Raw genomic sequence first — 12,870 nt, forward strand, 5'->3', positions numbered from 1 at the left:
AAGGTCTGATTGCGCAGCGTCAGTGCGCCGTTACTCGGCAGCCTGCTGCGGGCTCGCACCGCCAAGACGGTCCGCGCGCCTGGCAGCGCGGCGGCGCCACCACTCCGTGACGTTGTCCCCCAGCATGAGCAGGCAGGGCGTCAGCAGAAGCGTCAGGATCGTCGCGAAGGTCAAGCCGCCGGCGATGGCGCTCGAGAGCTGCGTCCACCACTGCGTCGAGGGCGCGCCGATGGAGACGTCCTGGCCGATAATGTCGATGCTGATTGCGAAGACCATAGGCACGAGCCCCAAGACGGTGGTGATCGAGGTCAACAGAACCGGGCGAACACGTTGGGCAGCGGTGCGCAGGATGGCTTCTTGCGCCGGCATGCCTTGTGACCGCAAGTCGTTATACGTATCGATAAGCACGATGTTGTTGTTTACGACAATGCCGGCGAGCGCGATGATGCCGATGCCGCACATCACGATGCCGAACGGCTGATTGGTCGCGAGCAGTCCAATCATCACGCCTGCCGTCGAGAACACGATCGCACTCAGCACCAGCGTCGTCTGATAGAAGCTGTTGAACTGGGTCACCAGGATCGCGACCATCATGAAGATGGCGATGAAGAAGGCCGCCATGAGGAAGTTGGCCGCCTCTTGCTGGTCCTCGTCCTGTCCTTTGAATCGGATGCTCACGGAGGGATCGAGGTCCATCTCGGCGACCGCGGCCTTGAGCTTGCGCACTTGCTCGTCGACGAGGAGTCCGTCGGCAACGTCAGCCTTGATCTCAAGAATTCGGCGCGCCTCGGTGCGCTTGAGGAAGCCTGTCTTCTGTGCGGGCACGAAGCGAACGAAATTGCCGATCGGGACCTGTCCCTTGTCCGTCGTCAGACGCAGGCGGTTCAGCTGTTCGAGGTTGCGCTTGTCGAAGGGCACGCGCAGCCGGATCTCCACTTCCTCGTCGGCATCGTCCGGCCGGTACTCGGCCACGTACAGGCCGTTCGTGACCATGCTCACGACTTGCCCGACAAGCGTGACGTCGGCGCCCTGGCGGGCCGCCCGTTCGCGGTCGACTTTGACGCGCCACTCGATGCCGGGGAGGGGACGGCTGTCCTCGATGTCGACGAAGCCGCCGATCTTATCAATCTGTTCGAGCACTTGCTCGACGACCCCGGTCATCTTCTTCGGATCGCGCGAGGTGACCAGAAGTTCGAGGGGCTTGCCGGCCGAGGGGCCCGCCTCCTGTTTACGTACTTCGAGGATGACGCCCGGAATATCGGCCGTCCGGTTGCGGACCTCCTGGAGAACCTGGGACGCGGGCGGGCGCGTGCGCCAGTTCATCATTTCGAACTGGACGACGCCGATGACGTCTTCGGCCATTTCGTTTTGCGAGGGTCCCGCGCCCGAGCCGATGGTTCGGGCATACACGGCGTCGAAATAGGGCATCGTCAGCAGGCGCGCCTCAACCTTGCGCACGATGGCGTCCATTTCCGTGACCGACAGGTCACCGCGCGCGCGGACCTGAACTTGGCCAATGTCTTGATCGACATCGGGGAAGAACTCGACGCCGCGTCCGAACACGCCGAACGCGGCATAGGTCCCGATGAGGAGCACCACCGCCACGCCGAGAACCTTGGCCGGATGAGCCAGCAGTCCCCGCAGCAGCCGGAGGTACCCCCCGGCCATCCCGCCGATCTTGTTGAGATCGCCGTCTTCGGCTGCGCGGATCGCTTCGAGCAGGTGGGTGTTGCTCTTGTCGGCCGAGCCGATGAGGCCGCCCAGAACGGGAATGAACACGAGCGCCATGGCCAGCGAGGCGGCGAGCGTGACGAGAACGGTGATCGGCAGGAACTTCATGAATTCGCCGACGATGCCTGGCCAGAAAAGCAACGGAAGGAACACGGCCAGCGTCGTGGCGGTGGAGGCGGTGATCGGCCACGCCATGCGTTTCGCCGCTTCCGCGTAAGCCTGTTTGGGACTTTGTCCCTCGAGCATCTTGCGGTCGGCCAGTTCCGTCGTGACGATGGCGCCGTCCACGAGCATGCCGACCACCAGGATCAGGCTGAACAAGACGACGATGTTCAGCGTCAGTCCGATCCAGGAGATGGCGAGGATGCCGGCCAGAAACGAGCCTGGAATGGCGAGGCCGACAAGGATGGCCGGCCGTATGCCGATCGCGGCAACGATGACGATCATCACGAGCGCGATCGCGGCCAGCACGTTGTTCTGAAGGTCGGCCAGGATGTCGCGAATCTGCTTCGACTTATCCTGCATGTAGCTGACTTCGACACCGGGCGGCCAGTTGGCCTGCTCCTCCGAGACAATGCGGCGGACGTCTTCGATGGTCTCGACGATATTGGCGCCGACGCGCTTCTTGACCTCGAGCGCCAGGGCCGGATTGCCGCCGACCCGCGCAAAGCCTTGCGGGTCCTTGAAGGTGCGCCGCACGGAGGCAACGTCGCTGAACTTGACGACGGTATCGCCAGAGACTTTCACCGGCAGGTCAAGAATATCCCGGACGTCTTCGAGGACGCCGGGGACCTTGAGGAGCGTGCGTCCGGCGACGGACTCTAGCGCGCCTGCGGCCACGAGCCTGTTGTTGCGCGCAACGGTGTTCGAAATGTCGGCGAAGGAGATGTTGTATGTCTCGAGCATCATCGGATCGACAACGACCTCGAGCAACTCCTCCCGGTCGCCGCCAATATCCACGTCGAGCACGCCGCTCAACCCTTCGATCTTGTCCCGGAGATCTCGGGCGATGCGTACGAGCGTGCGTTCCGGCACGTTCCCCGACAGCCCGACCGTGATCACGGGGAAGAGGGCGATGTTGACTTCGTTCACGCGGGGTTCGTCGGTTTCGACCGGCAGCTCCGCCCGCGCGATGTCGACCTTCTCGCGCACGTCTGCGAGGGCCTTGTTGGAATCAAAGCCGGCGTAGAATTCGAGCGTGACCGAGCCATAGCCTTCGCCCGCCATCGAGCGCATCTCCTTGATGCCCTCGATAGACTGGAGCTCCTTCTCCATCGGACGCACGAGCAGCCGTTCGGAATCCTCAGGCGAGATGCCCTCATAGGTCATCGAGACGTAGATGATGGGGATCTGAATGTCCGGATCGGCTTCTTTCGGGATCGTCGTGTAGGCGATCGCGCCCATCACGACGATCATGACGAACGCGAGCACGACCGTGCGCGTTCGCTCGAAAGCGGCGTCAATAATCGCGTTCATCGTGCTGCCGTCGGCTTCGGGACGTTTCCAGTCGCCACCTGCGGGGATGCCTCCGACGTGTCGGCGACGCCGCTGCTTCCTTCTTCTTCAGCGACTTGAACCTTCTCGCCGATCTGCACATAGCCATGGCCGAGTGTGATGATGCGAGCCGTCTTGGGAAGGCCGGTGACCCAAGCGCCGTTGGCATCGGACATGACGATTTGTGCCTCGTGGAACTCGACCTGGTCCTTGTCGTCGACCGTCTTGACCCCGAGGGCGCCGGCCTCGTTCAGAGACAGGTCGGCAGGCGAAAGAAACTGGGCCAGCACCGATCCCGTGGGGATGGTTGCTTCGGCGCTGATGCCGGACGGTATCGAGCCATCCGCGTTGGGCAGTTCGATTTCCACCCGGAATGTGCGGGTCCCTTCGTCGGCCCGCGCGGCGATATAGCGGATCTTGCCGTCACGCTCCTGACCGGTTGCGAAGTGCACGGACGCGATCTGACCCTTTTTGAGATCGGCGACCTTCTGCTGGGGAATCTGGACGCTGACAACGAGAGGGTCGTTGTCCACGATGGTCGCCACTTCGCCGTTGGTATCGACATACGTGCCGAGTTCGACGGGGCGCGACAGAACCGCTCCCTCGAAGGGTGCCTTGATCTCAATGCGCTCGAGCTCGATGAGCGCCTCTTGAAGCTCGTGCTTCGCCGTTTGCAGCGACGAAAAGACTTGGTCAGCTTGCCGCTGGGACTGATAGCCCTTCTTGCCGAGGGCTTCGGCCGCCTGGAAGGCGCTTTCCTGCTCGCGCACATGCGCCTTCGCCCGGGCGATCCGCGCTTCGCGGTCGTTCTCCTCGAGGCGAACAATGACGTCTCCCGTCTTCACGGTGCTGCCTTCTTCGGCGAGAATCTCGGACACTTGGCCCATGGTCTCAGCGCGGATCGTGACCGTCCGGTTCGGCTCCGTCTGCCCTTGGGCGACGACGACCTGGGATACGGGCTCAGCTTCTTGGGTGCGGACCGAGACCTTCATTGCGGGAAGGACCTCGGACTTCTCAGCCGTTTCCGCGACCTCCTTGCCGGAGGTGCGCAGGTAATAGCCGCCGAGCACCCAGGCGGTGAGGGCGCAGGCGAGGACCGCAGCGATGACATATGACTTTTTCAAGGGTAACCGTTCCACTCGTTGTGCGTGTCTTGCGAACCGTCCGCCGCTCGCGGCTATGCGGACGGCCTATCGCCGTTCCTCGTCTGCTTCACTAGCCCGCTGCGGTCCGCGTCCCACGTGTCGATGAGGTCCGCGAACATGTCGATAAGCACTTCGTAGAATTCGTCCAGCTCCTGAAGCCGCTCGTGGGTGTCCGTCATTCCCTCCGGCAAAGCCACCTGGGTGCTTTCGACCACGTCCCGCGCACGCCGCATTCGCCGTATCATGCCGCGCAACATGCGCGCATAGGGCCGGGGGCTCAACGTAAAGTAGACCTGCCGGTCGCCGGGTTTGGCGGTCCGGACGATAACTTCCAAGTCCTCCAGCAGCCGCGTATTCGTACTGATGCTCGCCCGGCTAACCTTCAGGCGCTCGGCCAATTGGCTCAGGCTGAACGGCCCTTCATGCATAATCATGAGGCCCATAATGTGGCCGGCGATACGGGGCAGTCCCTCCGCCTGGAGGATCAGACCCATCTGTTCGACGAACTCTGCGATCGCTTTGTCAGCTTTGCTTGTCATGCCTGATAGCTATGTCGTTCAGTACGTTCAGTCAAGACTGAACGTACTGAATAGTGTCCTTGCCGATTGGGAGTTGCAAGAGGCGGGATTCGGCGGGTTTTGCCCCTTGCGACGCGGCTGCGTGGAGGAGCCTCAAGCTGCACAATAGACCCGTTGGCTAGTTTACTCGTCCCGTGCTTCCCTCTAGAAAGCCTGGACAAAAATTTGGACTGGGGACCCGATGATCAAAAAGCTACTCATCGCCAATCGTGGGGAAATTGCCTGCCGCGTCATCCGCACGGCGAAGCGGCTCGGGATTGAGACCGTTGCCGTCTATTCGGAGGCTGACCGCGATGCGCTGCATGTCTATATGGCTGATGAGGCCGTAGCGATCGGGCCCGCGGCCGCGGCGCAATCCTATCTCGTCATGGACAAGATCATCGAGGCGGCCAAGGAAACGGGCGCCGACGCGATCCATCCGGGTTACGGCTTCCTGTCGGAGAATGCCGCCTTCGCCAAAGCGCTCAAGAAGGCTGGGATCATCTTCGTCGGCCCCAACCCCAAGGCCATCGAGGCCATGGGCGACAAGATCGAGTCCAAGAAGCTCGCCGCCGCTGCCAAGGTCTCGACCGTCCCTGGCTATCTCGGCGTGATCGAGACGCCGGAGGAGGCCGTCAAGATCGCCGACGACATCGGCTATCCCGTAATGATCAAGGCGTCTGCCGGCGGCGGTGGCAAGGGCATGCGTATCGCCTATAGCAGCGACGAGGTGGCGGAAGGTTTTGCCTCGTCCCAGTCAGAGGCGAAGTCGAGCTTTGGCGATGATCGCGTCTTCATCGAAAAGTTCATCGAAGAGCCCCGCCACATCGAAATTCAGGTGCTCGGCGATAAGCACGGCAATGTCATTCATCTCGGCGAGCGCGAATGCTCCATTCAGCGCCGCAATCAGAAGGTCCTCGAAGAGGCGCCCAGCCCCTTCCTCGACGAGAAGACGCGCGCGGCCATGGGCGCCGAGGCGGTCGCGCTGGCAAAGGCCGTAGACTACGACTCTGCCGGCACCGTTGAGTTCATCGTCGACAAGGACAAGAACTTCTACTTCCTGGAGATGAACACGCGGCTCCAGGTGGAACACCCCGTGACCGAGTTCGTGACGGGGCTCGACCTCGTCGAGCAGATGCTGAAGGTCGCCAGTGGCGAGAAGCTTGGCCTCAAGCAGAAAGATGTGACCCTCACCGGGTCCGCGATCGAGTCCCGTATTTATGCGGAAGATCCCGTGCGGAACTTCCTGCCGTCCACGGGGCGCCTGGTCCACTTCCGGCCGCCGTTTCTCGGCACCGAGAACGGTATCACCACGCGGCTGGACACGGGTGTGGAAGAGGGTGGCGAGATCTCGGTCTACTACGATCCGATGATCGCCAAACTCGTCACCTACGCGCCGACGCGTATCGAGGCGATCGATGCGATGGGGCAGGCATTGGATGCCTTTGCGATCGACGGCTTCCGCCACAACATTCCCTTCCTCGCCGTTCTCATGCGGAACGAGCGTTGGCGCTCGGGCGACATCTCGACAAAATTCATCGCCGAGGAGTTTCCGGACGGGTTCACGCCGCCGGTGCCCGAGGGACGGATTCGCGACGTGCTGGCGGCTGTCTCGGCAAGCATCGATCACCTTTCCAACAACCGCCGCCGCATGATCACCCAGCAGATGCACGGGGAGCCGGTTTGCTTTTCCGGTGACCGTCTAGTCGAGCTGGGCGACGGCGACCTGGTCCGCGTTCGGGTCGAGGGCCGCGATTTCCCGATGCGTGCGACGCTCGGCGGCGAGGGCACCGGCGAGCCTGAGCGCACCATCGAACTGAATTCGAACTGGTGGTTCGGCGAGCCTGTCTTCGAAGGTACGGTCGATGGCGAACCAGTCGCCGTGCAAGTCCGGTCGATCCTGAATGGCGTGCACCTGACCTATCAGGGCGTGGAAGTGCCCGTCCGTGTCTTCACCGAGCGTGAGGCAAACTATCTCGCCGTGATGCCGGTGAAGGAAAAGCCGGACATGTCCAAATTCCTCCTGTGCCCGATGCCGGGCCTGGTCGTCTCGCTGGCCGTCGAGGAAGGGCAGGAAGTGTCCGCGGGTGAGACGCTCTGTGTCGTCGAGGCGATGAAGATGGAGAACGTGCTCAAGTCCGAGGTGGACGGCATCGTATCGAAGATTCACGCCGAGCCCGGCGACAGCCTCAACGTGGACGCTGTCATCCTCGAGTTCGAATAGAAGCGGAAGGCGTGGTGACGCCGGCCCGGAAGACAGTCACCGTGCGGATCGAAGGTCGCGTCCAGGGCGTCTATTACCGCGCCTGGACCGAGCAGATGGCGAATCGGCTCGATCTCGAGGGCTGGGTGCGCAACCGGCGCGATGGCAGCGTTGAGGCGGTATTTTCCGGCCACGCGCTGCAGGTGGACGAGATGCTGCGCCGCTGCGCGGAGGGCTCGCCGGATGCCCGCGTCAGCAAGGTCGTCGTCACCGACGAAGGTGGCGCGCCGCCCTCAGGCTTCCAGGTTCTCCCTACACACTAGGCTGCCGGCAGGCCGAACACCTTCTCGAAGCTCGTCCGCAAGGCCGCATCGACGCGGGCCATGTCGGTTTCGGCCCCGAGCGCCTCGAGGCTCGTCACGGGCGTTCCGTGCAGGCCGCAGGGCACGATGCCTGAGAAGTGTTCCAGGTTCGGAGAGACGTTCAGGCTGACGCCGTGAAACGACACCCAGCGGCGGATGCGGACGCCGATGGAGGCGATCTTCGCCTCTCCGACAAAGACGCCGACGCCGCTGTGGCTCCGCTCACCGGCGACGCCGAGTGCCGAAAGGGTCGCGATCAGCCAGTCCTCCAGACCCGTCACCAGGCGTCGCACGTCGCGGCCCCGCGCTTTGAGGTCGAGCATGACATAGGCCACCCGCTGGCCCGGCCCATGATAGGTGTAGCGCCCGCCGCGTCCGGCTTCGTAGATCGGGAAGCGGTCCGGGTCGACCAGCTCGGCCGGATCGGCGCTGGTGCCGGCGGTATAAAGGGGCGGGTGCTCGAGCAGCCAGATGCATTCGGCCTTGGCTCCGTCTGCGATCGCCGCGACGCGCGCCTCCATGAAGGCGAGAGCCTCCTCGTAAGGGGCGGGGGCGGGCGCCACGATCCACTCCAAGTGCGGGGTGGGGCGCGCCGCGGTTTCGGACGTCCCGGCGGGGGTTTCGAGAGCAGAGGGCATGGGCCCGCAATCCTTAAATCAAAGTCCAGCGCGGCGCATCTTGCACCAACGGGGTAGGTTTGCTAAGGCAGCGCACCGAAACGAAATGCTTCGCTTTGGATGGCGCTTAGCCGTATCCGGGCAGCTTTCGAGGTATCTTGCGGTCGTGGCGGAATTGGTAGACGCGCAGCGTTGAGGTCGCTGTGGGGTAACTCCCGTGGAAGTTCGAGTCTTCTCGACCGCACCACTCTCATTCTCATCCATATTTTGGTACTTGGCGGTGCCCGCGCCTGAAGCGGCGGGTGCTACGGCCGCGCGCGCCCATGACGCGCCGCCCACCGAAGCTGGTAACGCTCACGGCCCTGCGATAGTGTCCGGCGCCCAAAGCACCGGAGTACACCGCATGCCCGTTCCTGCCGTATCAAGCCGCACTTCCGCCCTTCGTGGTGTTCGCCGCGTGGTCTTCGCCGCATTGAGCGGCGTCTGCCTGGCTTGCATCCTGGCTGCCGGGCCCGCCGCGGCGGAAGAGGGGGCGAAACCGCTGCTGAAGGCGCCTGTCTCGCCGGTGCCGCCGCTCTTCGACCAAGCCGACATCGACAAGGCCACAGCGGCGCTCGACGGCATCGTCGAGAGCGCCATGAACAGAACAGGGGTCCCCGGCATCGCGGTCGGTGTCGTCTACAAGGACAAGGTGATCTACGCCAAAGGGTTCGGTGTTCGGGAAGTGGGCAAACCGGGCGAGATCGATCCCGACACGGTGTTCCTGCTGGCTTCGGTGTCGAAGCCCATCGCGTCGACGGTCGTCGCCAAGCTGGTCGGGGATGGTGTCGTTAAATGGGACGATCCGGCAAAGGAGCACAATCCCGCTTTCGCCCTGAACGACCCTTACGTCACCGAGCACGCCACGATCGCCGATCTCCTGTCGCATCGGAGCGGTCTTCATACGGGGGCAGGCGATCTTCTGGAGGATCTCGGTTTCGACCGGGCCTACATCCTGTCCCATCTCGACCAGCAGCCGCCTGATGCGTTCCGTGCGAGCTATCACTACTCCAACTTCGGGTATACGTCCGGCGGCATCGCCGCCGCGGCCGCGGCGGATAAGAGCTGGGAGGAGCTTGCCGACGAGGCGCTGTTCGTGCCGGCCGGCATGGAGACCGCCAGCTATCGCCACGCGGACTATCTTGCGCACGAGGACCGGGCGCATATCCACAAGCGTCTCCGGGACGGGTCCTGGGACGCTCTCTACGATCGCAACGCGGACGCCGAGGCGCCCGCCGGCGGCGCCAGTGCCTCGCTCAACGACGTGCTGCGTTTCCTGCGTCTGCAACTTCGAAACGGCACGCTGGACGGCAAGGAGATCATCGATGCCGACGCGCTTGCCGCGCCACGCGCGCCGCAGGTCATTCCCGGGTCTCCGCGCTCCGTCGCCAGCCGGACTGGCTTCTATGGCTTTGGCTGGAACGTCGGCTACGACGACCATGGCCGCGTCCGCGTCAGCCATTCGGGCGCCTTCGAACTCGGTACTGCAACCAACATCATCTTCCTGCCTGGCGAGGATGTCGGCGTGGTGACCCTGACCAACGGTCAACCGATCGGCGTTGCCGAGGCGATCGGCGAATCGTTCCTCGACGTCGCGACGAACGGGCGCCAGACCGTGGACTGGGTCGGTTTTCTTGGCATGGTCTTCGAGCAGATGGCGGCGGCCGAAGCGCCGGAGGTGGACTACACCAAAGTGCCGGCCAAGCCTGAGCCCGCCCGCGACCTCACCGCCTATGCCGGCCAGTATGCCAACGGATACTACGGTCCGCTAGACGTCTCTGTGTCAGACGGAAACCTGTCCATGACGATGGGGCCGGAGGCCGCGCCGACAACGTTTGCTCTCTCCCACTTTGACGGCGACACCTTCAGATTCGAGACCGTGGGCGAGAATGCCAACGGTCTCGCGGGCGCCATCTTCACCGTCGGTGAGGACGGCAAGGCGTCCAAGGTCGTCCTCGACTACTATGACCGGACGGGACTTGGCACCTTTGTGCGGAACTGACACGAAGGCCGCACCGGAGCCGGCATTCAACCGCTTGGCGTTCGCGATCAGTTCTGCCGGCGCCGGAACCGTCCGCCTACCATCTTGCCTTCATGGTTGCGAAGGCCTGGGTGGGGGCGCCGTACGAGATATTGTTGTTGTTGTGTGACGAGATCCAGTACTCCGTGTTGAACATGTTCTCGACATTGACCTGCGCGGACCAGTGCTCGTTGAGGTCGTAGTAGACGGCGCCGTCGACGCGGGTGTAGCCGGGCACCTTGACCGCATTGTCCGCTTCGGCGAACCAACCGGCCTGATGGATGACACCAAGGCCAAAGCCCCATTTCTCCGTGAGCTGATATTTGTTCCATAGGGAGAAGGTGTCGACGGGCACGGACTCGACGGAGTTTCCGACCAATGCCACGTCGTCACCCGCATAGAGTATTTCCGATTCCGTATGCGCATAGCCGCCGAACACTTGCCACTTGTCCGTCACGTAACCGCTGATCTCGATCTCCTGGCCGCGTGTCCGGGTGAGACCGCGCGCAAACGTGTCGGGGCCGATGGTAACGGCCTGATTGTCGCGATCGAGCTGGTAGATCGCGCCTTGCAGCAGCAGGCGCGGCTGGATGGTCCACTTGAAGCCCGTCTCGTAGTTCTCGAAGGTTTCGGGCTCGAGTTCGGAAGCCGTGACGCTGAGCGCGCCGAAATTGTCGCCGTTGGCGGGCAGGAACGATCGCGCGTAGCTCGCGTAGAGATGGAAGTTCTCCCAAGGCTTGAGAACGCCGCCCACGCGCGGCGACCACTCGTCGTCGACCCGCGACGTCCGGAAGTCGTTGAGCCCATCCTCGAAGCTCACATCGAAACGGTCGAAGCGAATGCCGCCGATCAACTCGAAATAGCGTGTGATCTCGAACTGGTCCTGGATGAAGGCGCTCGTGGTGTCGAGATCGGTGAAGCGGCGCCGGTTCGGGATGTCGTAGCGCGTCCTCTTGAAGATCGTCGGGTTCGCTGCCGGCACGTTGACCGTGAAGATGTCGGAACCCGGAGAACCGAAGACCGGCAGATTGCGGAATGCGTCGTTGCTTTGGACGCCGAACTCAAAACCGCCCACCAATGTGTGCCGGAAGTGCTCTCCATGCGCGAACGAGTAGGAGAAGTCGGTCTGATTCACGAAGTTCTGTCGGGCTTCGGAGTTCTGATAGCCGTTGAGTTCGACGAGGCCCGGACCCGGTCCGTTGACCGGCGATGATGCGAAGATGTTCTGGTAGAGCTTGTCGTAGTCGGCGAAGAAGGTGTGGTTACGCATCTGCACGCCGCCCTTGGTCTCGTGCTCCAGCGTTGCCGTTGCCACGTGGCCGTCGAAGTTCGTGAAGCTCGCATTCGGCTGACCGAAATAGGTCTCAATGGGGTACTCGAACGGCACGCCAGCGATCGAAGGCCCGCCACGATCGACATTCTGATCGTGCGTCTTGTATTCGTAGCTGAAATGCAGGGTCGTGCGCTCCCCGAGCTTGAAGCCCAAGGTCGGATTGATGCCGTAGCGCTCCAGCCAGGAGAAATCGCGGAACGTCTCGGAATCCTCGTACATGGCGTTCAGGCGGAACGCGGCGTTCGGAGAGATCGCCTGACCGACATCCGCCGTGCCGCGGGCGCGGCCCCAGCTTCCGAGCTGGAGGGTGGCTTCGTAGATGGGAATGCCGTCGGCGCGCTTCGTCACGCGATTGATGACGCCGCCGCCGCCGCCCCGGCCGAAGATCATGGCGTTGGGACCCTTGAGCACTTCGATGGTCTGGACGTTGTACAGATCGCGGAAGGTCTCGATGTCGTCACGCACCCCGTCCACGAAGAAATCGGCCGTCGTCTCCTGGCCGCGGAACGTGAGCTGGTCCCGGTGTCCCTCGCCCTGCTGGACGGCGATGCCGGGAACGTAGAGGAGGGCCTGGCCGAGCGTGTTGGCCCCCTGGTCCTCGGCGAGCTCCTCCGGGATGATGGAGACGGTTCCGGGGATGTTCATGATCAGCGTATTGGTCTTCGTCGCCGAGGACGTACCGGAAGCGAAGTAGCCGTCGACGCCGGACGAGCCGCGATTGAGCGTGTCGCCATCGACGGGAAGATCGAAGATTGCCTCCTCGATGGCTTCCTGCGAGGCGAAGTCGCCATCTGCGGTTGACGAAGGCGCTGCGGTGGTTGATGGCGCCGGCTGTGCGGTGCCGGCTCGCCTGCGCGGCTCGGGGCGGGAGTAGGGAGTGGGGTTCGGCTCAGGCTCTGCGGCTACCGCCGTTGCAGCCGGCTCGGGATCTGCTTGCTGCTCGATCACCACCGGCGGCACGGAAGTCTCGATGGCGGACGCGTCCGTAGCCCCGTCCGGTGTGCTCTCCGGATCCGGACCGGCAGCGCCTGCGCCGGCTTCGCTGTTGGTGCCGGCCGTGGTGGATATCTCCGCATTTCCTTCCGCTGCCCCGGCGGCACCTTCTTGGGCTCGCACCATCTCGCCTGGAAGGAGCATGAACGCCGCGGACGCGGAAAGCGCCAGGAGCCTTGATTTGGATACGGAAAGATAGCTTGGGACGCGCACAGGTGTCGCGGCGCCGCTGTCACGGAGTTCCATGATAATCCCCTCAGTCTGACATACCCCCGAGGGTGCGCTCCGTCTGACGCGGAACTCTTCCCCCAGCCGCGCTGGTCGCACGGCCGGCCCAGCATAGCCGTACTCGCAGGTACGCATGGAGTGCATTGTT

General features: G+C 63.3%; 8 protein-coding genes and 1 tRNA gene. 4 read left to right on the forward strand and 5 right to left on the reverse strand.

Annotated features, from left to right (window positions below):
- Window positions 1-30: 30 nt before the first annotated feature.
- Genes DCY11_RS14480 through DCY11_RS14490 form a run of 3 tightly spaced genes read right to left on the reverse strand, consistent with a single transcriptional unit; the run spans window position 31 to window position 4,909 of the window.
- Window positions 31-3,207 (reverse strand): efflux RND transporter permease subunit, encoded by a 3,177-nt coding sequence (locus DCY11_RS14480; protein WP_108683464.1) that lies wholly within the window; start codon window positions 3,205-3,207, stop codon window positions 31-33.
- A complete protein-coding gene (locus DCY11_RS14485; RefSeq protein WP_108683465.1) occupies window positions 3,204-4,349 on the reverse strand; it encodes an efflux RND transporter periplasmic adaptor subunit in 1,146 nt (381 codons plus the stop codon). The genes DCY11_RS14480 and DCY11_RS14485 overlap by 4 nt, the downstream gene beginning before the upstream one ends.
- A 53-nt stretch (window positions 4,350-4,402) precedes the next feature.
- Window positions 4,403-4,909, reverse strand: coding sequence for a GbsR/MarR family transcriptional regulator (locus DCY11_RS14490; RefSeq protein ID WP_108683466.1), 507 nt, complete (start codon window positions 4,907-4,909; stop codon window positions 4,403-4,405).
- A 220-nt stretch (window positions 4,910-5,129) separates the two neighbouring features.
- Here DCY11_RS14490 and DCY11_RS14495 point away from each other — a divergent pair, with 220 nt between their 5' ends.
- The gene (locus tag DCY11_RS14495) at window positions 5,130-7,151 is read left to right on the forward strand and encodes an acetyl/propionyl/methylcrotonyl-CoA carboxylase subunit alpha (RefSeq protein WP_108683467.1); all 2,022 of its coding nucleotides are present in this window, start codon (window positions 5,130-5,132) and stop codon (window positions 7,149-7,151) included.
- 41 nt (window positions 7,152-7,192) lie between these two features.
- On the forward strand, window positions 7,193-7,453 hold the full coding sequence (locus DCY11_RS14500; protein ID WP_245409386.1) for an acylphosphatase: 261 nt from the start codon (window positions 7,193-7,195) through the stop codon (window positions 7,451-7,453).
- Here the strand turns inward: DCY11_RS14500 and lipB are convergent.
- Window positions 7,450-8,130, reverse strand: coding sequence for a lipoyl(octanoyl) transferase LipB (lipB, locus tag DCY11_RS14505; RefSeq protein WP_108683469.1), 681 nt, complete (start codon window positions 8,128-8,130; stop codon window positions 7,450-7,452). The genes DCY11_RS14500 and lipB overlap by 4 nt on opposite strands.
- A 139-nt stretch (window positions 8,131-8,269) precedes the next feature.
- Here lipB and DCY11_RS14510 point away from each other — a divergent pair.
- Window positions 8,270-8,356, forward strand: a tRNA-Leu gene (locus DCY11_RS14510).
- Between the two features lie 156 nt (window positions 8,357-8,512).
- Window positions 8,513-10,150, forward strand: a complete 1,638-nt coding sequence (locus DCY11_RS14515; RefSeq protein WP_108683470.1) for a serine hydrolase — start codon at window positions 8,513-8,515, stop codon at window positions 10,148-10,150.
- Between the two features lie 76 nt (window positions 10,151-10,226).
- Here DCY11_RS14515 and DCY11_RS14520 read toward each other — a convergent pair whose 3' ends face one another.
- Window positions 10,227-12,740 (reverse strand): TonB-dependent siderophore receptor, encoded by a 2,514-nt coding sequence (locus DCY11_RS14520; protein WP_159080052.1) that lies wholly within the window; start codon window positions 12,738-12,740, stop codon window positions 10,227-10,229.
- Window positions 12,741-12,870: the final 130 nt, after the last annotated feature.

It is taken from the genome of Methyloceanibacter sp. wino2 (genome assembly GCF_003071365.1).
In the GTDB taxonomy this organism is placed as follows: domain Bacteria; phylum Pseudomonadota; class Alphaproteobacteria; order Rhizobiales; family Methyloligellaceae; genus Methyloceanibacter.